The organism is Maritimibacter sp. UBA3975 (assembly GCF_002384975.1).
Classification (GTDB): Bacteria; Pseudomonadota; Alphaproteobacteria; order Rhodobacterales; family Rhodobacteraceae; genus Maritimibacter.
In genome coordinates, this window is sequence record NZ_DGCP01000017.1 from 442,431 (window position 1) to 461,559 (window position 19,129).

Here is a 19,129-nt window from a genome sequence, read left to right on the forward strand (position 1 = left end):
CTCAATATGGCTGATTCAGTTCGGCGAGCGCCTCTTCCACGACCTTGATCTGATCGATGGGCGAAGACCCTGCCTTTTCGAGGCGACCGAGGGTCAGAGACTTGTCCACGACGAAGGCGCAGCGATCGAAGCGGCGGGCCATGAAGGCCTCCAGCGCGGCTTCGACCGAGGTTTCGGACGCGGCACATTCGCCGAGCACGACCCCGTCCTCCATCGCCATTCCGGCCCCCGAGGCGAGCTGCGGGGTGGTCGCGTGGGCCGCGTCGCCGATCAGCACGACGCCATCGCGATACCACGGTGCGGGGCAAACGACGGTTTCCAGCGGCCGCGCCACGATATTGCTGTCGGGGGTGAGCGAGTCGCGCACGTCGGCGACGATCCCGCCGTAGCTCTCCATCAGCTTTGCCAGCCGTGCCGGCAATTCTTCGTCCGGTATCCACTCGACCGTCTCGACGGGCTCCAGCAGGAACATGTACATCTCGTCAGGCGACACCGGGTTCATGCCGATCTTCATCGGACCGCCGAGGAAATAGGTGCGCCGGTCGATGCCGGGATGGCGCGGGGCCATCAGCCGCCAGCAGATCTGCCCGACGTATTTCGGGCCATCGACCTCTGGAAACAGCGCTTTGCGGGTGTCCGAGAAGATGCCGTCGGCCGCGACCACGAGGTCGTATGTCGCTTCGGTCCCATCGGAGAACGTGACTGTCTTGGGCCTGCCCTTGGGGATATCCTGCACCGTGAGGCCGAGCGACACGTCGATACCTTCGGCTTTAACGCGTTCGGCGAGCAGCCGGTGGAGGGTCGGTCGCATGATCCCGCCCGCTCCTGGGATGCCGTCCCCGCCCGAGGTCTTGCCCGCGATCTCCGACAGGATGTTCCCGTCGGGGTCGCAGGCCCGGATGTCGGCCGAGGTCCATCCCTGCTTCAGCACCTCGTCGAGGATGCCGAGCCGTTTCATCACCCTGAGGGTCGGCCCGGTGATGGTGATCCCGGCGCCCGAGACGCCCCAGTGGGCATCACGGTCGATCAGCCGGACGCGTACACCTGCTTCGGTCAGGGACAACGCCGCCGACATACCCGCGATCCCGCCCCCGATGATGAGGGCGTTGGTAAAGGCCGGCATCAGGACACCTTGAACCGGCCGATGCCGATCCCCGTGTACCAGTCGTTGACGGCCTTGTAGTAAGTCCGCTCGAACGCCGCGCCCTTCGCGGCGCCCATCGCCGCCATCCACATCCGGATCTCTTCGCAGCCGTTACCCGCCGTATGGACGAAGTCGGTCGCGTATTGGATCGTGGCGTCTATGTCGCCGCTTTCCATGTGGCCGAGGAAGGTCTCGTCGAATTCCTCGTTCACCATGCCCATGCGCGGCGTGGCGATGTCGTGGCTGATCCCGCCGGTGGCGAGGATCGCAACACGGTCGACTGCGTCGTATTCCGCGATGGCATGCCCGAGAAACCGACCGAGGTTGTAGCTTCGGCGCATGGTCGGCATCGGCGGCTGAACGCAGTTGATGAGCACCGGGACGATGGGAAGGTCCGGGTCGACGCCTGCGAGTTCCAGCGGTGTGAGCGAGCCGTGGTCCAACACCATCTCCATCGAAAAGGACGGGTCGAAGTCGGCCTCGAGCGCGCTTTGCAACAGGTAGGAGCCGAAGGCCTGATCCCCCGCAAAGGTCCGCCGCTTGGCGTGCAGCCAGTGCTCGATGGGGCTTTCGTAGCTTTCCGCGCAGCCGATGCAGTAGGCCGGAAAATTGTCCAGAAAGAAGTTGTGCAGGTGGTCATTCGACAGAACGACCAGCGCATCCGGTTTCCCGGCCATGAAATCGTCGCCCATCGCCTTGTAAGCCCCGAATATCTCGTCCTTCAAAGTGGCCGGGATACGGTCAGGGAAGTTCAGCATGACCGGCGTATGAGACGCCGTGTAGATGCCAGTGATCTCAGCCATCGTTGTAATCCTCGTGGTCCAGAAGGCTTCGCAGCGCCGCGAGGCTTTCGTCCTCGGGGATCTTCACCCCGATGCAATGGGCGCGCAGCAGGTAGGGGTTTACGCCCGACAGATACATCCCCGCCACGTCGTTCGACTTGATCGAGGTGGCGAGGTCCTGCGGCAGATCGAACCGCGTGAGATAGGCGTCGGCGTCCTGGTTGTAGGCCTCGAGATGGTCGGGCTTGTGGTGAAGTTCGTAGAGCACCTTGTTCATCAGGTAGGCCCGGGTGCTGGGCATCATTTCCTGCCAGTTGGCCATGGCGTCCTCCGATCAGGCGAGACGGGCTTTGAGCCAGTCGATGATTGTGTCCACGGTGCCGGGGCCGAAGCCCATGTGCCCGCGACCGGCAAACAGGCGGACGGACTTGGGGTCGCCATGTTCGGTGAGCAGTTCGATGTCGGCGATCGGGCACTGGGTGTCGTTCTTGCCGTTGATGAGCAGGAGAGGCGCACAGGGCTGATCCAGCAGGCCCTGATCCAGAAGCGACAGGACCTTGAAGCCTTGGATGTATTCCTCGTCATTCGTCGCACCGAGCATGCGCGACCGGGTCTCGACCAGTTCCATCAGGTAGCTGTCGGGATAGCGCGATTTCTCGATCCAGTCGGGCTGGAACATGTAGTGGATGCCGCCGCCCCAGTTCACCGCCGCCCGGAACCGCTCGGGCATCAGGTGGGCGAGCTTGGTGGCCCAGTGGCCACCGAAGGAGCGGCCGACGATGGCGATGCGATCGGTGTCGAACCTGCCACATCCCTCGACCCAGTCCAGCACTGGCATGAACTGGCGTTCTCCGTCCGGTCCCGCCTTGATCGGCGATTGGCCGGTGCCGACGTTGTCGAGCGCGACCGTGGCGAAGCCGCGCGCGGCGAGGCCCTCGGTCAGGATCGTCATCTCTTCCTTCCACGCATCGACACCGCCCCACATGACGATGACCGGCGGACTGTCGATCCCCTCGGGCATGCGGACGTAGAAGGTGATATCGTCCCCCTCGCCCGATCTGCCCGCGAACGGGACCGTCACCACGTCGATCACGGGATCGGCGAATTTGCCGAAGCTCTGGTAGGCCGCGACCTCTTTCTCGTAACTCGCGAGCTTGTCGGGGTGGTTCGGGCAAGGAAAGCGTCCGAGGAAATAGAAGCCGTAGGCCTGATACCAGTTGTCACGTGCTGTGCCGGTGTCACCCGCCGCTTCGGCCGTGCGCGCCTTGTCTGAATAGGCATCGCCCGTCGCGGTCCAGGCGGCGGCCCATGTGGCCCCGTCCAGTCCCGTGAGGCCGTCGATGACCGCCCGCGTCGCGTCGATATCGGTGAGCGCCATCGGGTGCACCCGCGCGTCGAGCTTCGTGCGCATCCACTCTTTCGCATCGTCCAGCGATCTGGGCCCGGCCATTTCCGGCATGCCTGTGTCCTCCCTGTTGTCTGGGCTCAAACTGGCAGACCGGGCGGCGATTTGGCTGGCCCGCGTGTGCGAGCCGACTTGTCTCCAAGCGCGATCTTCGGGTTGCAGCAGGGGCACTTTGAGAGCGCCGGGCCGGGTGCGGCGCTCCATTCCCCAAGGATGCAGCGGTTTTCGCCGGCTGCGCCGCCCGCTCCGTCCTTGGACACCTTCGCCTGCTGTCGCACTATGAGACAATGTCCGACGCTCTCTTGGCTAAGAGGATTCGCGGCGCGCAGCCTAGTCTGGGGCTCGCAGGCCCGCGACTAGACACGGGCGCAATCGAATCTACTCAGGGAGGAGTCAGACATGGGATTTGCACGGGCACTTTGCGTCATGGGCGCTGTCATGATCGGTGGGAGCGCACAGGCGCAGACGACACTTACGTTCGGATCACCGGCCCCCGCCCCCGCACCGCTCAACCAGGCGCTGATGCAATGGGCGGAAAAGGTCGGTGAGGCCACGGACGGCTCGGTTACCGTCAATGTGGTGGCCGGCGGCACGCTGGGGCGGCACGGACAGGTGTTCGACCGTGTGACGCAAGGCGTGGTCGACATTGGGTGGGATTTCCAAGGTTACTACCCGAACCGGTTCCCCAAAACCTCTGTCGCGGAACTGCCGTTCATGTTCGACACCTCGCTCGAAGGGTCGATCGCGCTTCAATCGCTTTATGACGATGGTCAACTTAGCGGTGAATACGACGACGTCGTCGTGCTTGGCATGTTCGCCTTTCCGAACAACTCGATCATCCTGTCGCAGCCGCTGCCCGAGGACGGGATGCTCACCGGTCTGAAGCTGTCGGCCCAGAACCCGACCATGTATGCCGCCGCCGAGGCACTTGGCGCGATCCCCGTGTCGATGGGCATTCCCGACTGGTATCCGGCCATCAGCCGCGGGACCATCGACGGGGCTGTCGTGGCGTTTACCGCCGTGCCCGCGTTCCGGTTTCAGGAGGTCGTGTCGCACTACTACAAGACCTCGCTCGGTGGGAACACGGCGTTCATCTTCATGTCGCGCGCGGCCTATGACGGTCTGTCGGAGGAGGCGCAGTCCGAACTCATGTCAGTGAGCGGCGCGGCGCTGGCCGAACACATGGGACGCTTCCTGAACGATCAGGCGCAGAAAGGCGAAGGGCTCGCTTCCACCACCGCAGAGGACATTGTCGACTTGTCGGCCGAGCAGTCTGCGGCATGGAAGGCGGCGCTGGAACCGCTGCGCACGAACTGGCTTGAAAACGGTGCGGGCGATCAGGCGCTGATCGACGCCATGAACGCGGCTGTCGAGGCTGCGCCGTCCGAGTGACGGCCATCTGAAACTGTAAAGAGAGAGGGGTCGACGTGATCGAATTCTACAATTTCCTCAAGTCGACCTGCTCCCAGAAGGTGCGGATGTGCCTTCACACAAAGGGGCTGGATTTCGTCGAGCGGCCGGTAAACCTGTCGCTTGGCGAGCACCTTGCGCCCGACTACCTCGCGCTCAACCCGAACGGTGTCGTCCCGACCATCCGCCATGACGGACAGGTGGTGACGGACAGTTCGGTCATCATGGAATATCTCGACGAGGTCTTCGACACACCGCGCCTGTCGGGCCGCACACCGCTCGAACGGGCCGAGGTGCGCACTTGGCTCAGGTTTTTCGAGGAGGTGCCGACAGTCGCCATCCGCATTCCCAGTTTCAAGCATGTGCTGTTGAAGCCGGTCGAGAAGATGACCCCGGACGAGCGCGGGGCGAATTCCGACAAACGCACGCTGCGCAGGAGTTTCTATCAGTCGATGGAAGACGGGATCGACGAGGCGCGGCTGGCCGAGGCGATGGAACGGCTCGACATGACGATCGACCGGATGGAACGCGCGCTGGCCTCGCGCCGCTGGGTTGCCGGGGACGACTTTTCGATTGCCGACATCGCGGTCATCCCCACGTTCGACCGGATGCGCGATCTGGGCTACGGCGACCGCTGGTCGGACCGTCCGGGCGTTTCGCGTTGGTGGTCGCAGGTCACGCGGCTCGACGCCTTCGACAAGACCTATCCTCCCGGCTCCCGACTGTCCGATGGGATGGCTGTGACGGCGGACTGACGGCTGGCTGGCTGGCAAACGGTTGCGAATAGGACAGCTTTTCATGTCGCGGGACGGGCTTGGCCCAGGCGTGCTCGGACCCCGGCCCGCCCGCCTCTAACTCAAGACGACCGGACCAGACCGCTCAGCGTTCTGCCAAGGGGTGCCGTGGGGTTGCCAAGCTCGAAGACGACGGTCAGGTGGTTGGCCGAAGGCACCGTTTGAACCTCAACATCCGGGGCTTCACGGTCCAGCAGCGCGCCCAACGCAACCGCCTGCTCCTGAAACGGCGCGGTCTCCGTTTCGCCGCGCGTGATGATGCGTCGTGGGCCAGGCATGTGGCGGGCGCGCAGCGGCGACCACGCTTCCGCCTCGTCGTCGCGCATCCCGGCCTCATCCCTGAGAAACGAGCCGGGTATGCCGGACAGGTCGTATACTCCGCTGACCAACAGCATGGCGCGCAAGTCCGGAACGTCGAGCGCCCCCTTGTCTCCCGGCGCTTCTGCCGCGAGCAGCGAGGCGAGATGCGCCCCTGCGGAATGGCCGCTCACAGTAAAGCGGGCCGCATCCGCGTCGATCTCGGGCGCGAGATCCACGATGTGTCGCGCGGCGCGGCGCACCTGTGCGACGATCTCGGCCAGCCGGGTTCCGGGCATGAGGTCGTAACCGATCAACGCGGTAATTCCCCCGGCCGCGACAACTGGGGCCGCGACGAGGGTGTGAGCCTCCTTCTCGCCCGCGCGCCAGTATCCGCCGTGGATGAACATGTGCAGCGGCGCGCCGGGCGCTGGATCGGGTGGGAAGACGAGGTCAAAGCTCTGTCGTGGAGTCGCCCCGTAGCTCAGGTTCCGCTCGACACGCACGGTGTCGGCGAAGGCGCGGCTGCGCGCCTCCGTTTCGGCCATGATCGCGTCGAAATCGGGGATGAAGTCCCGGTTGCGGTAGAGGTCACGCGCCGCCATCTTCGTCCTTTCCCGCCGTCAGAACTCGACGGCGAAGTATTTGGGCTCCATGAATTCGAGAATGCCCGTAACGCCGCCCTCGCGCCCCAGACCGCTCTGCTTGGCGCCGCCGAAGGGGGCCGCCGGGTCCGACATCAGTCCGCGGTTGATGCCGACCATCCCGGTCTCGATCCCGCGACCGACACGCATCGCCCGCATGATATCCTCCGAGTAGACATAGGCCGCAAGCCCGTATTCGGTGTCGTTGGCCAGCCGGATCGCCTCTTCCTCGGTCTCGAAGCGATAGACGGCGGCAACGGGGCCAAAGATCTCCTCATGCGCCAGCGCGGCGTCGGTCGGCACGTTTTCCAGCACCGTCGGCGGGGAGTAGTAGCCGTTGCCCTCCAAAGGCGCGCCACCCGTGGTCGCCCGCGCGCCGCGCGACGTGGCCTCGGACACCAGACGGTGGATCTTGTCGACCGCCTTGGTGGTGATCATCGGTCGAGTGCCGCCGAAAGGTCGGTATCGTCGCACACCACGAAGGGCGCGTTGCCGCCCAGCTCCATCGAGCAGCTCACAACCGTTTTCGCGGCTTCCGCCAGCAGCACGCGCCCGACGCCGGTCGAACCGGTGAAAGACAGCTTGCGCACCCGTGGGTCGGCCAGCATCCCGGCCGTGACCGGACCGGGACTGGAGGTCGTCAGAACATTCTCCACGCCCGGCGGCACGCCGGCCTCTTCGCCCAAACGCGCCATGGCATAGGCGGTCACCCCCAAGTGACCCTTCGCCAATGGCGCAATCGGGAAACCTCGGATCAACGTTCATGGCTGGAAACCGTTAACGGCTCCCCTGTTCGGGCTTCGCCAGACACCGCTACGCATGAGCAATCCTTGAATTGAGTGTCGACGCTTGGGCCGCAGTCTCAGGCGACGTTCCTTTGACACCTCCGGCATCAGGGAAATTGGACATCGCACCTTTCTGGCTGTCGTAGGGAGGGCCAGACCTGTGTTTGTCTTGGCAGGGCCCAGTTGCTACGCTCGACAGACAAGTGGGCCCAGCCATGCGGGGGAGTTCTGTGACAACAGGCGAATGTGCCGGCAGCCGGCGTTCCTGACGCATGGCGAAGAGCATCAGTTTCGGCATCGAAAAGCTGGCGCTTGCGGCGGTCGCGCGGCCACGGCTGGCGACGTCGCTCCTTGTGGGTTTCCTCGCGGTCATCTTCGCGAGTCTGCCGTTCGTTCAGTTCGATCAGAACATGAACCGCGTTTTCCTGAGCGACAGTCCGATTTCGCAAATGCAGCGCGACTTGGAAACTGGATCGGATGCCCCGACACGCACGATCCTGGCGCACATCAGTTCTCCTGAGCCGTTCTCTCCCGACGACCTGTCGCGGTTGCGCAACATCGCGCTGGACCTCGAGTTCGCGGACGGGGTGACGGCCGTCGCATCGCCGTTCATCCTTCGCCTGCCGCCGAGCGAGGACGCGCCATCGGGCCGCCCGGTGTTCGGCGCGACAATCGGGTCCGATTACCGCGAAGATCTGGCGGCATTCCGGGCGCTGGAGACAGGCCTGCCGACCTATATCGCGGATCAGGGCCGCGCGATCCTTGTCACCGTATCGGTCGATGCGGATGCCACGACGGTCCCACAGGCGCGCGACCGGATCGAGTCGACGATCGTCGGCGCCTTGCCAGAAGGTATGACCCTGCAACTGACCGGCGAGGACATCATCAGCATCGCCGTCGTCGAGGGGCTCACGAACGACCTATTCCGGCTTAACGCTGTCGGCGCCCTGCTCGTCGCATTGTCCGCGATGGTCCTTCTGCGCGATCTTCGCATGACGGTTCTGATCGTCGTCCCCGCGTTTGGCGGAGCGGCCAGTGTGCTCGCCCTGTCGGTCTGGCTCGGCTACCCAATCACGATGCTGACGAACGTCATCCCGATCCTGCTGCTCGTCCTCGGCGGGGCCAACTGCCTGCACCTTGCCCGTCACCTGCGACACGGCTCGGGCAAGGTCGAGGAAACGCTGCGCGAGATTGGCCCGGCCTCAGCCCTGACCGCAATCACGACCTCACTGGCCTTCGCGTCGATCATGATCACCGAGAACACGCAGGTGCGCGAATTCGCCATCCTCGGCGCGATGGGCACTCTCCTTGCCTTCGCGATATCGCTGGTCTCGTTCTCCCTCATGGCACTGGTGCTTGGCGGGCGGTCCGTGAAGCCGTCGCAGGCCGGGACGGGGCTGGCCCGATGGCTCACAGGGATTGGCACGACCCACGCGCGACTGGTCGTGGTCGGGGCGCTCGCCCTGTTGGTGCTGGCGGGCTACGGCTTTATTAAAACGACACCCTGGGTGGTTCTCGACGACAACCTGCCCCGCGGCAGCGAGGTGCGGGCCGCGAACGCGGCGGTGGCGCGGGATTTCTCTGGCGTGTTCCAGATGATCGTGGAGGTCGACGGAGATTGGAGCCGCACCGTGGAACTGGCGGAGACGCTGGTCGATGTCGCCGGACCCGAAGCCGTGCTGTCGGAGCCCGGATTGGCAAGGTGGCGCGGCCTCGGGCGTGGCGAGCCGCAGGCGGATGACCTCGACACGTTTCCGCCCGCTCTCGTAAACATGGTGCGGCCCGATGAGGAGACCCACCGCATACTGATTTCGCTGGCGGAACCGATGAGCGACGACGCGGCCTTGTCGCGCTACCGCCGGGTCCATGACGCCGCCGTTGCGGGCGGCGCGGATCGGGTCTTCGGGACGCCGGTACTCATGCATGAAGAAGGTCTCAGCCTCATCGCCGAACTGACACGGAGCCTCGTCATCGCATCGCTCGGCGCGTCGCTGTTCGTCGCCTTCGCGTTCCGGTCGCTGCGCATCATCCCGCTCTTGCTGATCGTGAACGTCCTGCCACTGATGCTGGCGGGGGCCTCGCTCCACATCATCGCGGGAGGCAAACTGACACCGACCGCGGTCCTCGGCCTGACCATCGCGTTCGGGATCGCCATCGACGACACGATTCATTTTCTCGGGCGTTTCGACAGGTCGCGCGCACGCGGCGCGGGCACGGAACGGTCGCTTCAATTCGCAACGTCGAGCGCGGGGCAGTCCATGGTGCTTACCACGCTCTTGTTGACCGGAGGCCTCGCCGTTACGCTGACAAGTGGCTTCCTGCCGATCTGGCTGTTCGGCGGGTTGATCGTGGCGATCCTGTGGGCGGCGCTCGTCGCGGACCTGCTCGTCCTGCCCGCGCTCTTGTCACTTCGCAGAAACGGAGCTGAGTGAATGTACCGACTGCTCACCGCGCTGATGTTCGTCCTGCCAGCCATCGCGGCGACAGCCGACCCTCTGCCGTTGCTGGCAGGTGACTGGACGGGAAGCGGCACCGCGCGCGAAGTGCCCGAGGCGGAGCTGGATGCGGTCCGTTGCCGGATCACCAACAGCTATGCGCCCGAGCGGCTGGAACTGACCATGAGCGGTATGTGCGTGACAGCCGGGCGGCGGCTCGATCTCTCCGGCACCATCCGGGCGCGCGATGACAGCGCCGCGATTTCCGGTCGCTGGTCGAACCCCGACGGTCTGGGAGAGGTGCGGATCGCGGGCCATTCCGGCGAGGATTTCGTCGCGTTCACCTATTCGGCCAAGGACCCCGCCACGGGGCGTCAGCTCGACCAGAACGTCGAGTTGCGTCTGGTCGGCAACGGGTTCCGGATGCGGTCCGTCGACCGGGCCGATCGCTCGGTCTCGATGTCGGACATTACCTTCACGCGCTAGGTCGCGGCCTGGACCCTGGGCACGTCGCCCTCGCCATGGGCGGACGCGTTCGAGACTTCGCTCACGTTCGTGATGTCGAATCCGTGGCTGGTCGCCAGCGCGCTGATCTCGTTGACCTGGCTGAGATCGACGTCGCCGATGCTGAAATCCGCAGACCGCCCATCAAGCCCGAGGATCGCCGTCTCGGCCATGCAGGCGAAGACATGGCGTTTGGGCAATCCGAAATACGCCAGGTCCGTTTCGTTGCCCTCTGGCAAACCGGTGACGCCGCCTGACAGCAGGGCGACATCGTTCCTGCCCTCTGCGATAGCCGGGTCCACGGCGCCGGGAACGGACAGGTCGAACAAGAGGGTCGGATCGGGGCCGAGGTGGTGGGCGAACACGATGGGCGCGCTGGCATTGGTCGCCGCGACGATCACATTGCAATCCGACAAGGCGTCGAGGGTGTCCGCAAGCGTCAGATCGGGCGCCTCGGCCCCGTGCTCGCGGCTGTCCATACGAATGTCGTCCGCAAGGGCCTTCAACCGTCCCTGCGTCCCCGGGCGACCGACCAGCGTGAGCCCGCCGAACCGTTGCGCCAGCGCGCGCGCCCATGTTCGCCCGATGTTGCCCGCCGCGCCAACGACCGCGATCCGTGGCTTCGCGCCCCCGAGCACGCGAACGATCTGGGCCTCCACCCCGGCCAAACCCGCCGCGATGGTCAGGGCGTTGCCCGTGGTGATCCCGATGCGCGGGGTCTGGACCCGCAGCCCGTTCCGCGTCGCGATGGACAGGAACCCGCCAAGGCCGAGCACGTTGCAGCCAGCCTCGGAGGCTTGCTGCGCGATAGCGGCGACTTTCCGGGTGAGCCAGTCGGTGTCCCCCTGCCGCATGGCCGCTTCGATCGTTTTCGCCGTGGCGAAGACGGACCAAAAATGGATGTCGACCTTGGCGCCGTTGGCGGATGTCACCTGCTCGACCCGGAGCGGCATGGGTTCGACCACAGGGGCGAAACGGGCGACCAGCGCCTCACGGGCGTCCGGCGGGAGCCGCTCCCACGACGCGTCCCAGCGCGCGATCGCATCGCTGTCGGTGATGTGTACGGCGAACGCCACCCGCGTATCCGCCGCACCCTCGCCCGTGCCATATTTCCGGTCAGGCGCCACGTCGGGATAATCCCGCGGCGCGTCGAGCCAGTCCGCCCGCTCGAGGAGATGGGAAACGAGGAACGCCCCGTCTCCCATGCGCAGGGCGACGAAGACACGCTCCAACGCACTCACGAGCCGCGCGATTTCCGCCTCGGTGACATACGCCGACGGCTGAAGGCGGAAGGTATTCGGGGCCGACAGCGTCGTGGCAACGCGCACGCCCGACCGCAACAGAAGATGTGAGGTCACGATCTGGCCGAGAAACTCATGCGTGACCGCATCGGCGATCAGCCCGGTCGGACTGCCGGACAGATCCGCCAGTTCGAGCCCGACCATGAGCCCCTCGCCGCGCACCTCCCGCACAATGTCAGGGTAGGTCGACGCCAGCTGCCCCAGACGCGCGGTCAGCGCATTGCCGCGTTCTATAGCAAGGTCGCCCACCCGGTCGCGGCGAGCGACCGCCAACGCAGCGAGGGCTGCGCGGGAAGAAAAATCATCCTCGGCGAATGTGGAGCTTTGCAGCGCGCCGAAGCCGTCGCGGTATCGGTCGCGCCGAACCAGAAACGCGCTGATCTTGGCAACGCCGCCGCCAAGGCTCTTGCCGAAGGTGTAATAGTCCGCGACCACGCCCTTCCGGCTTGCCGCCGAGAGGGCGCCGCAGCGATAGAAACCGCACTGGATTTCGTCGAAGACGAGCGGAAAGCCCCCGGCATCCGCCCCGTCCCTCAGCGCGCGCAACACGTCCTCGGGCAGCGGATGGATGCCGCCTTCTCCCTGAACCGGTTCGGCAAAGGCCCCTGCGATGCGGGAGATGTCGCGGTCTCCGACCCTGATGGTTTCGGCAGCGATGGCGCGCGTGATGGCGTCCGGGTCGTCGCGCGGCACCGAAATGACGCGGAACCCCGCCCGCCCCTTGGGCCATCCGCGGAAATGCCCGATGGACAGCGCCGACAAGGTCTTACCGTGGTAGGATCCTTCGACGGTCATGATCGCGGGCGCGTAGTCCGACGCCGCCTCGTCCGACAGGATCGAAAGGTCGACGCCCGCCCGCTCCATTCGGTCGGCGTAGTCCATCAGCGCATGTTTCAGCGCCGCCTCGACCGCTTCGGCGCCAGTATTGGCGAACGTGGTGACGTAGTCCAAGCCGGTCTCGTCGCGCAGGGCCGCCGCGAGGTCCTCAGCGAGCCGGCCTGCGAGGGGTCGCGCCGCGCCTTGCACCTGCATCGGACGGCCGGTGGTCAGCGTCTGGGTGACGGCCGCCACGATATCCGGGTGGTTGTGTCCGAACAGGCCGCTTCCGTATCCGCCTACGAAGTCGAGCACATCACGCCGCGTGCCGTCGAGCATCCCTGAGAGCGTCATGCCCGCCGCCCGGTCGTAATCCGCGTCGAGTTTCAGGACCGGAAGGTTCCGTGTGAAGTCCGGCCTGACGTTCTTGATGTAATCCTCCGCCGTCGCCTCCGCTTGGGGGGGGATCGCGCCCGGGGCCGGCAACGCGGGCTTCGGGTCTTCTTGTGCCGGAGGCGGCGCGGGCGCTTCGATCAGGGTCTGTGCATCCAGATCGAGCCGCGAGAGCAACAGCGCGGCGAGATCGGAAATCGACGTGGCGTCGTCGATGCGGTCCAGCGGGACGCCGGCGCCGATCTCCTCTTCCACCAGCATCCCGAATTCCAACCCGGAAAGACTGTCGAAACCTAGCGCCTGTAGTGGGGCGTCCAGCGGCATGGTGTCTGCCCCCTGCCCTGTAACATTCGCGAGGCGATCGCGCAGGTATGCAGCCAGAAGCCCGGGACGCTCCGGCACCGCAGCCTTCGCCAGATCGGCAAGGATGCCCGCACGCCCATGGGCGGATAGACCCGCCCGGCCCGCCCCTTTCGGGAACAAGTCGGCACAGATCGACAGTTGCGCGACCGGCGGAACGGGTGTGCCCTGCCATCCTAACGTGAACCGCGCTGCAACCGGGGCGGTCGCGTTGGCCGTGAGGGCTTTCTTCAGCACATTGATCCCGTCGACCCGGCTGAAACTGCGCAGCCCCAACCGCTCCAATCGGTCTGTCGTGCCTGCATTGCTCACGCCAAGTCCGGCCTGCCACGGCCCGAGGACAATTGCCTGACCCGCGAGCCCCGCCGCACGGCGCCGGGCACAGATCGCCTCCATCCCAGCATTCGCGGCGGCGTATGCCATCTGCCCCGGTGAGCCCAGGAGGGTCGAGATAGATGAGAGGCAGACGAACGTGTCGATCTCGCGGCCCTGACTCGCCGCATCTAGGTTGAGGGCCCCGTCCACCTTCACGCCCCATGCCGCGGCAATATCCTTGGGCTCCACGTCCGAAATGAGCCTGTCGGCCAGAACGCCCGCTGCGTGGAACACATGGCGGATGTCGAACCCTGCTGCCTTCGCCTCGTCGAACACGGCCGCGACCGGGCCCCACTGCGATACATCCACCTGCGCCGTCATCACGTCCAGACCGGACGCGCGCCATGCAACGACCCGCGCCAGAGTTGCGCCGGCGGGGGCGGACCGGCCCACAAGCACGAAGGCGCGAACACCGGCCGCGGCCAGTGCGTCCACGAGGTCAAGGCCGATCCCCCCGAACGCCCCGGTCACGAGCGCTGCCCCGACTGAGATGTCGGTGCGCGTGACCGGCGCCGTGTCCATATCTTCGGGCAGGCCCAGAACGATCTTTCCGATATTACCCGCGCCAGCCATCTTCTGAAACGCCGCACCAGGGTCCGACATTTCGAAGCGTTCGAAAGGCAGGGGGGCCAAGTCACCCGTTTCGACCGCCGCCATCACATCGCGCAGGATGCGCCCGGCTTTCTCGGGCGCGCTTGCGAAGAGCAACTCCATATCGACCGTGTGCAGGCTCAGCGACTTGTGCAGAACGCGCATCCCGATCTCGGTGTTCTCGACGATGTCACGTTTCCCGATGTCCACATAGCATCCGAAGGGGCGCAGGAGGTCGAGGCTCGCCTCGATCATCTCTCGGCCGGGCAGCGAACTCAGAACAACGTCGATCCCTTCGCCCCCGGTGGCCTCGCGGATCGTGTCGACAAAGCTCGTATCCCGCGAGGAACCGACAGCCTCCACGCCCAACCGGGCGAGGTAGGCGCGTTTCTCCTCACTTCCCGCGGTCGCGAAGAGGCGTGCGCCCCGGCTTCGGGCGATCTGCAACGCGGCCAGTCCGACCCCGCCCGCGCCCGCGTGCACGAGGACGGATTGTCCGGGCTCGATCCGGGCGAGGTCCATCAGAGCATACCACGCGGTCGAGAAGGCGATGGGCAAGGTCGCAGCCTCGTCGAACGAAAGCGCTTGCGGCTTGCGCACAACCGCAGTCGCGGGTGCCACGACCTCGGACGCGAAGGCACGCGGCGCGACCGCGACCACCGCATCCCCCGGCGCGACACCCCTGACATCCTTGCCGACAGCCCGCACGATCCCGGCACATTCGTCCCCAAGCCAGAGCGGCAGGCCGGGACGGTTGGGATAAAGCCGCTTGGTCTTGAGGACATCGCGGAAATTCAGACCGGCCGCGCGCGGGGTGATCTGCACATCGGTCGGCCCCGGTTCGATGGCCGGGCGCGGGTCGAAGCTCAGACCGCGAGGTCCGGCCCGCGCGCCCGGGACCAGCACGCGCACCTCCCGCCCGTGAGCTGGCGGCGACCAGGTCTGCCCACCCGGCACGGTCGGCTCCAGCCGAAGCCCCGCGAGCGTGCCGTTGCGCCAGCACAGGTCGCTCTCGGTGCCATTGGCAAGCGCTTGAGCCAGAACCTCCCGCCTTCGCTCTTCGGGGAGGTCACGCGGGAGCGTCAGGTTCGCTGCTGAGAGTGCCGGCACCTCGTTGCGAAAGACCCGGATCGCCGCCCGCATCGCCTCCGCCGCCGGATTGGTGCGATCCGGATCTTCGAGATAAACGGCGAGCACGCGCTCCGGCCTGTCCGCCTCGCGGGTCGCGAGATGACGGAGGCGCATGGCGAGGGCCGTAATCGCATCCTGTCCCTGAGCAACTTCACTGCAATCAATCGCGAGGACCAGCGGGCCGCGGGGCGACCCGGTTTCGACCCTCAGGCTCTCGGCAAGATCACCGCTACCGCCGAATTCTTCGACAACCCAGACGCCGCTCGTGTCATGCGACGTTTCCAGCGGCGCCCACGAGGTCGCAAACAGCGGACCCGTCGGCAACGCTGCGCCCGCGCGTCCGTCGATGCGGCGGATGCGCAATCCTTTGACCGAGATGGCCTCTACGTCCTCGGGCGTGCGCACGGAAAGGTCGAAGCTTTTTAGGTCGGGCATGTGCGGGCCATCCACCAGGGCCGCTTGCACGACGGCTTCCCCCGGCATCGACGCATGAACGGTCAGGCTCTCGAAGCCCGTCGGGATCCAGAGCCCGGCGGCGGCCTCCGCGTCGACCGTCCTGAGCGCCAGTGCGATCGGGTGGAACACCGCGTCGAACCGGGCGGGATCGAGCATTGCCGCGCCTGGTGCCGCGCCACCCGTAGCCTCGAAGCGCGCCTCAGCCTGCCCGTTGCCGCTTTCGACCGACCGGATACCCTGAAACGCCGGGCCATACGTCAACCCGTGATCTTCAAGCGCGGTGTAAAGATCGGGACCGGCAACCGCCGCCTTGCCGGGCGGCAGATGCGCGAAAAGGCGCGCCGATGGTGTCGCGTCACAGGGACGCACGAGCGCATGGGCCAGAAGTTTTTCGTCGGCTCCGTCACGACCGGGCGCCACCGCGACGAGGGACCAGCCCTCCTCACCTCGCGTTTCGGCCCGCACGGACAAGGCATGTCCGCGCACCTCGGAGAGCGCGAGGGCTTGCGGCAGGCGGCAGTCCACAAGCTGGAACGACCGGCCGGGTCCGATCAGCTTGAGGGCGGCGTCGGTCATCATGTCTAGGTAGAGCGCCCCCGGCACCACCGCGCGTCCGCCGACCCTGTGTTGGTCAAGGACATCTGCCAGTCCGCCTTCGTCGATCTGGCGGGTGACCAGCGCAGCGCCGGAGCTGACGGTTTCCCGGGGCCGCTCGTCGGGTTCGGGGGCGGCCGTCTTGAACCAGAAAGGTTCGCGCGCGAACCGGAACGGCGGCAGTCGGACCTGACCCGCATCGGCCCGGCGGTCTTTCGACCAATCGACCGTGTGTCCCCGCGACCAGAGCTCGCCCAGACCGCCGAGCAGTCCGGCCATATCATCCTGTCCCCCCGCGATTGCGCGCACGAGGCCCACCGTTTCCCGGTCGCCCGTCAACTGGCGCAACCACGGCAGGAGCATCGGGCGCGGTCCGACTTCGGCGATGGTTCCCACGCCACACTCCAGCAGGGTTTCGACCGCGGCACCGAACTCCACCGCAGAGCGCAGATGACGCACCCAGTAGGCGGCATCCATTGGCGTGTCCGGCCCCACGAGTGTGCCGGCCACGTTCGAGATCACAGGGATGCGCGGCGGGGAGAACGCGACGCCCTTCAGGGCGTCGGCAAAGCGGTTCAGGACCGGGTCCATCAGTGACGAATGGAAAGCGTGCGATACCGACAACGGCGTGACCTTCAATCCCGCCGCTTCGGCGCGCCGGATGCCCAGCGCTACGGCGTCACGCGTGCCGGATACCGTGATGCTGCGCGCCGTGTTGCGTCCGGAAATCTCGAGCCCCGCCGGCAGTTCGGCGACGAAGGCATCGACGGCGTCCGCAGTGCCGGAGAGCACCGCCATCTCGCCGTCGCCGGGCGCGTCGGCCATAAGACGTCCGCGCAGGATGACGAGGCGCATGGCCGCGCGCTCGTCCATCACACCGGCGAGGCAGGCGGCCGTGATCTCGCCCAGACTGTGCCCGAGGACGTAATCCGGCACCACGCCGCGTGCCATCCAGCTTCGCGCCAAAGCCAGGCCGACGGCGAAGAGCGCTGGTTGCGCCGTCGCCGTGTCGCTCAAACGCGCACCGGCCCCGGCGCTTTCGTCAAGGATCGTGTCGATCAGGCCCGGGAACCCTTCGTCCCGCGCCATCATATCCAGCCGCGCCATCACATCGCCAAAGACAGGGTCCTGCTTCATCAGGCGGCGGCACATCCCCGGCGATTGCGCGCCCTGCCCCGAAAAGCACAGCGCGAGCTTGCCCGGTTTCGGCGCGGACGCGTCACCCGCGCGCGGAGTTTCCCCCGCTACTGCCCGCAGACGCTGCACGGCCTCATTGCGGTCGCCAAAGACAATTGCGCGCCGGAACGGGTGCCGCGCCCGGACCTCGTCGGCGCTTCGGCACAGGGCGTCGAGGTCGAACTCGGGATCCGCCTCGATCATCGCGGCGTAGTCCGCGGCCGTGGCGCGCAGAGTGGACGCGGTATGTCCCGCGACCGGCAGGACACGCTGCGCGGGCGGCGGCGGTCGTTTGCCGGCCCGGCTGTGAACCGGCTCGGTCGGCGCTTCGAGGATGATGTGGGCGTTGGTGCCACCGAACCCGAAGGACGAAAGCCCGGCCCTCAATGCCCGCGGCGTGTCGCGCAACCGCATCTCGTGGTCTGCGATGACGATGCGTCCCTCCGCATCCGGGTCGATCGGATCCGCGAGGAAGGGCAAGGACGGAACCAGCCCGGTCTGCAACTCCCGCACGGCCTTGATCGCGCCGACAAGACCGGAGGCCGCTTCGAGATGCCCGAAATGCGGCTTGGCCGCGCCGAGGATCAGCGGGTGCTCGCGCGGCGTTTTTCCGAACACCTCACGCAGCGCGCCGATCTCGATCCCGTCGCCCACCGCCGTGCCGGTCCCATGCGCCTCGATCAGGTCGAGGTCGCCGGGCGCGAGGCGCGCATCGGCCAGAGCATCCCGCAAAACCTGCGCCTGCGCCGCTTCGCTGGGCGTCGTGATCGACAGCGTCCTGCCGTCCTGATTGATCGCCGACCCCCGGACCAGCGCCTCGATCCGGTGCCCCTTGCGCAGCGCGAGATCCTCGCGCGTGAGCAGCAGGGTGGCGCAGCCTTCGGACCTCACGTAACCATCGGCCGACTTGTCGAACGTTTTGCACCGACCGTCGGGCGAAAGCATCCGCGCCTTGGAGAACGAGATCGTGGAAAGCGGTGAGACGATCACGTTTACAGCGCCCACGATGGCATAGTCGCATTCCCCGTTGGCAAGGCTCCGGCGCGCGAGGTGCAGCGCGACCAGTCCCGAGGAACAGGCCGTATCGCTCGCGGCAGACGGCCCCTTGAAATCGAAGAAATAGCTGATCCGGTTGGCGGCGATAGATTGCGCGATACCGAGGCCGGAATAGGCGTCCACCGTGATCAGGTCGGAATCGAGGATCTGCCGCTGAAGGTAGTCCGACGTGGAGATCCCGACGAACACGCCCGTGCGGCTGCCCTTCATCGCGGCAGGGTCTATCCCTGCAGCCTCGATCGCCTCCCACGCGCCCTCGAGCAGCAGGCGCTGTTGCGGGTCCATCAGGCGCGCTTCCCGGGCGGTGGTCCCAAAAAAGCGGGCGTCGAAACCCGCGATGTCGTCGAGGTATCCGCCATATTCCGGGATCGGTTGCGTGCGCGGGCCCTTTTGCTGGGCGACGCGCATCTTTGTCGCCCAACGCTCTTTCGGGGCCTTGGTGATCGCGTGGCGGCCTTCGGTCATCAAAGCCCAAGCTTCATCCGGGTTGTTGGCCTGAGGCAAACGGCAGGCAATACCCACGATCGCAACATCGTTGTCTAATGCCATTCCGTTCAAACCGGGCAACTCCCTTTCCGTGACCTTGGATACGGCCTGATAAAAAGCGACATTCCGCCCCGTAACCTTGTTACAAAAGGCTGCGCCGATCAACGATCACCATCGGCGTCCCGGCGCGCGCG

Annotated in this window: 12 protein-coding genes; 4 read left to right on the top strand and 8 right to left on the bottom strand. The window is 66.2% G+C overall.

The annotated features are described in order from the left end of the window. Position 1: 1 nt before the first annotated feature. Genes B2585_RS18795 through B2585_RS18810 form a run of 4 tightly spaced genes read right to left on the bottom strand, consistent with a single transcriptional unit; the run spans position 2 to position 3,385 of the window. The gene (locus tag B2585_RS18795) at positions 2-1,123 is read right to left on the bottom strand and encodes an FAD-dependent oxidoreductase (protein WP_292025472.1); all 1,122 of its coding nucleotides are present in this window, start codon (positions 1,121-1,123) and stop codon (positions 2-4) included. Beyond that, positions 1,123-1,947 carry a 2,3-dihydroxyphenylpropionate 1,2-dioxygenase gene (locus tag B2585_RS18800; RefSeq protein ID WP_292025473.1) on the bottom strand — a complete coding sequence of 275 codons (825 nt, stop codon included), beginning with the start codon at positions 1,945-1,947 and terminating at the stop codon, positions 1,123-1,125. The genes B2585_RS18795 and B2585_RS18800 overlap by 1 nt, the downstream gene beginning before the upstream one ends. Next, entirely contained in the window at positions 1,940-2,248 is a 309-nt protein-coding gene (locus B2585_RS18805) for a subunit of meta cleavage enzyme (RefSeq protein WP_292025474.1), read from the bottom strand. Before B2585_RS18805 ends, B2585_RS18800 begins: the two co-directional genes overlap by 8 nt. Positions 2,249-2,260: 12 nt before the next feature. Beyond that, positions 2,261-3,385, bottom strand: a complete 1,125-nt coding sequence (locus B2585_RS18810; protein ID WP_292025475.1) for an alpha/beta hydrolase family protein — start codon at positions 3,383-3,385, stop codon at positions 2,261-2,263. Positions 3,386-3,730: 345 nt separating this feature from the next. On the opposite strand from B2585_RS18810, the gene B2585_RS18815 reads away from it, so the two are divergent. Next, positions 3,731-4,723, top strand: coding sequence for a TRAP transporter substrate-binding protein (locus tag B2585_RS18815; RefSeq protein ID WP_292025476.1), 993 nt, complete (start codon positions 3,731-3,733; stop codon positions 4,721-4,723). Between the two features lie 35 nt (positions 4,724-4,758). Then, complete coding sequence (locus B2585_RS18820; RefSeq protein ID WP_292025477.1) at positions 4,759-5,496, top strand: glutathione S-transferase family protein; 738 nt, start codon at positions 4,759-4,761, stop codon at positions 5,494-5,496. Positions 5,497-5,597: 101 nt separating this feature from the next. Here B2585_RS18820 and B2585_RS18825 read toward each other — a convergent pair whose 3' ends face one another. From B2585_RS18825 to B2585_RS18835, 3 genes are read right to left on the bottom strand one after another with little or no spacing between them, the layout of a single operon-like run. After that, positions 5,598-6,437 carry an alpha/beta hydrolase gene (locus B2585_RS18825; RefSeq protein ID WP_292025478.1) on the bottom strand — a complete coding sequence of 280 codons (840 nt, stop codon included), beginning with the start codon at positions 6,435-6,437 and terminating at the stop codon, positions 5,598-5,600. A gap of 18 nt (positions 6,438-6,455) precedes the next feature. Beyond that, a complete protein-coding gene (locus tag B2585_RS18830) occupies positions 6,456-6,914 on the bottom strand; it encodes an aldehyde dehydrogenase family protein (protein WP_292025479.1) in 459 nt (152 codons plus the stop codon). Then, positions 6,911-7,171 carry an aldehyde dehydrogenase family protein gene (locus B2585_RS18835; protein WP_292025480.1) on the bottom strand — a complete coding sequence of 87 codons (261 nt, stop codon included), beginning with the start codon at positions 7,169-7,171 and terminating at the stop codon, positions 6,911-6,913. Before B2585_RS18835 ends, B2585_RS18830 begins: the two co-directional genes overlap by 4 nt. A gap of 362 nt (positions 7,172-7,533) precedes the next feature. On the opposite strand from B2585_RS18835, the gene B2585_RS18840 reads away from it, so the two are divergent. Beyond that, a complete protein-coding gene (locus B2585_RS18840) occupies positions 7,534-9,693 on the top strand; it encodes an efflux RND transporter permease subunit (RefSeq protein WP_292025481.1) in 2,160 nt (719 codons plus the stop codon). After that, positions 9,694-10,182: a hypothetical protein gene (locus tag B2585_RS18845; RefSeq protein WP_292025482.1), complete on the top strand. Its 489-nt coding sequence runs from the start codon at positions 9,694-9,696 to the stop codon at positions 10,180-10,182. It begins immediately after the preceding gene. Here the strand turns inward: B2585_RS18845 and B2585_RS18850 are convergent. Continuing rightward, the gene (locus tag B2585_RS18850) at positions 10,179-18,998 is read right to left on the bottom strand and encodes a type I polyketide synthase (RefSeq protein WP_292025483.1); all 8,820 of its coding nucleotides are present in this window, start codon (positions 18,996-18,998) and stop codon (positions 10,179-10,181) included. The genes B2585_RS18845 and B2585_RS18850 overlap by 4 nt on opposite strands. Positions 18,999-19,129 lie beyond the last annotated feature (131 nt).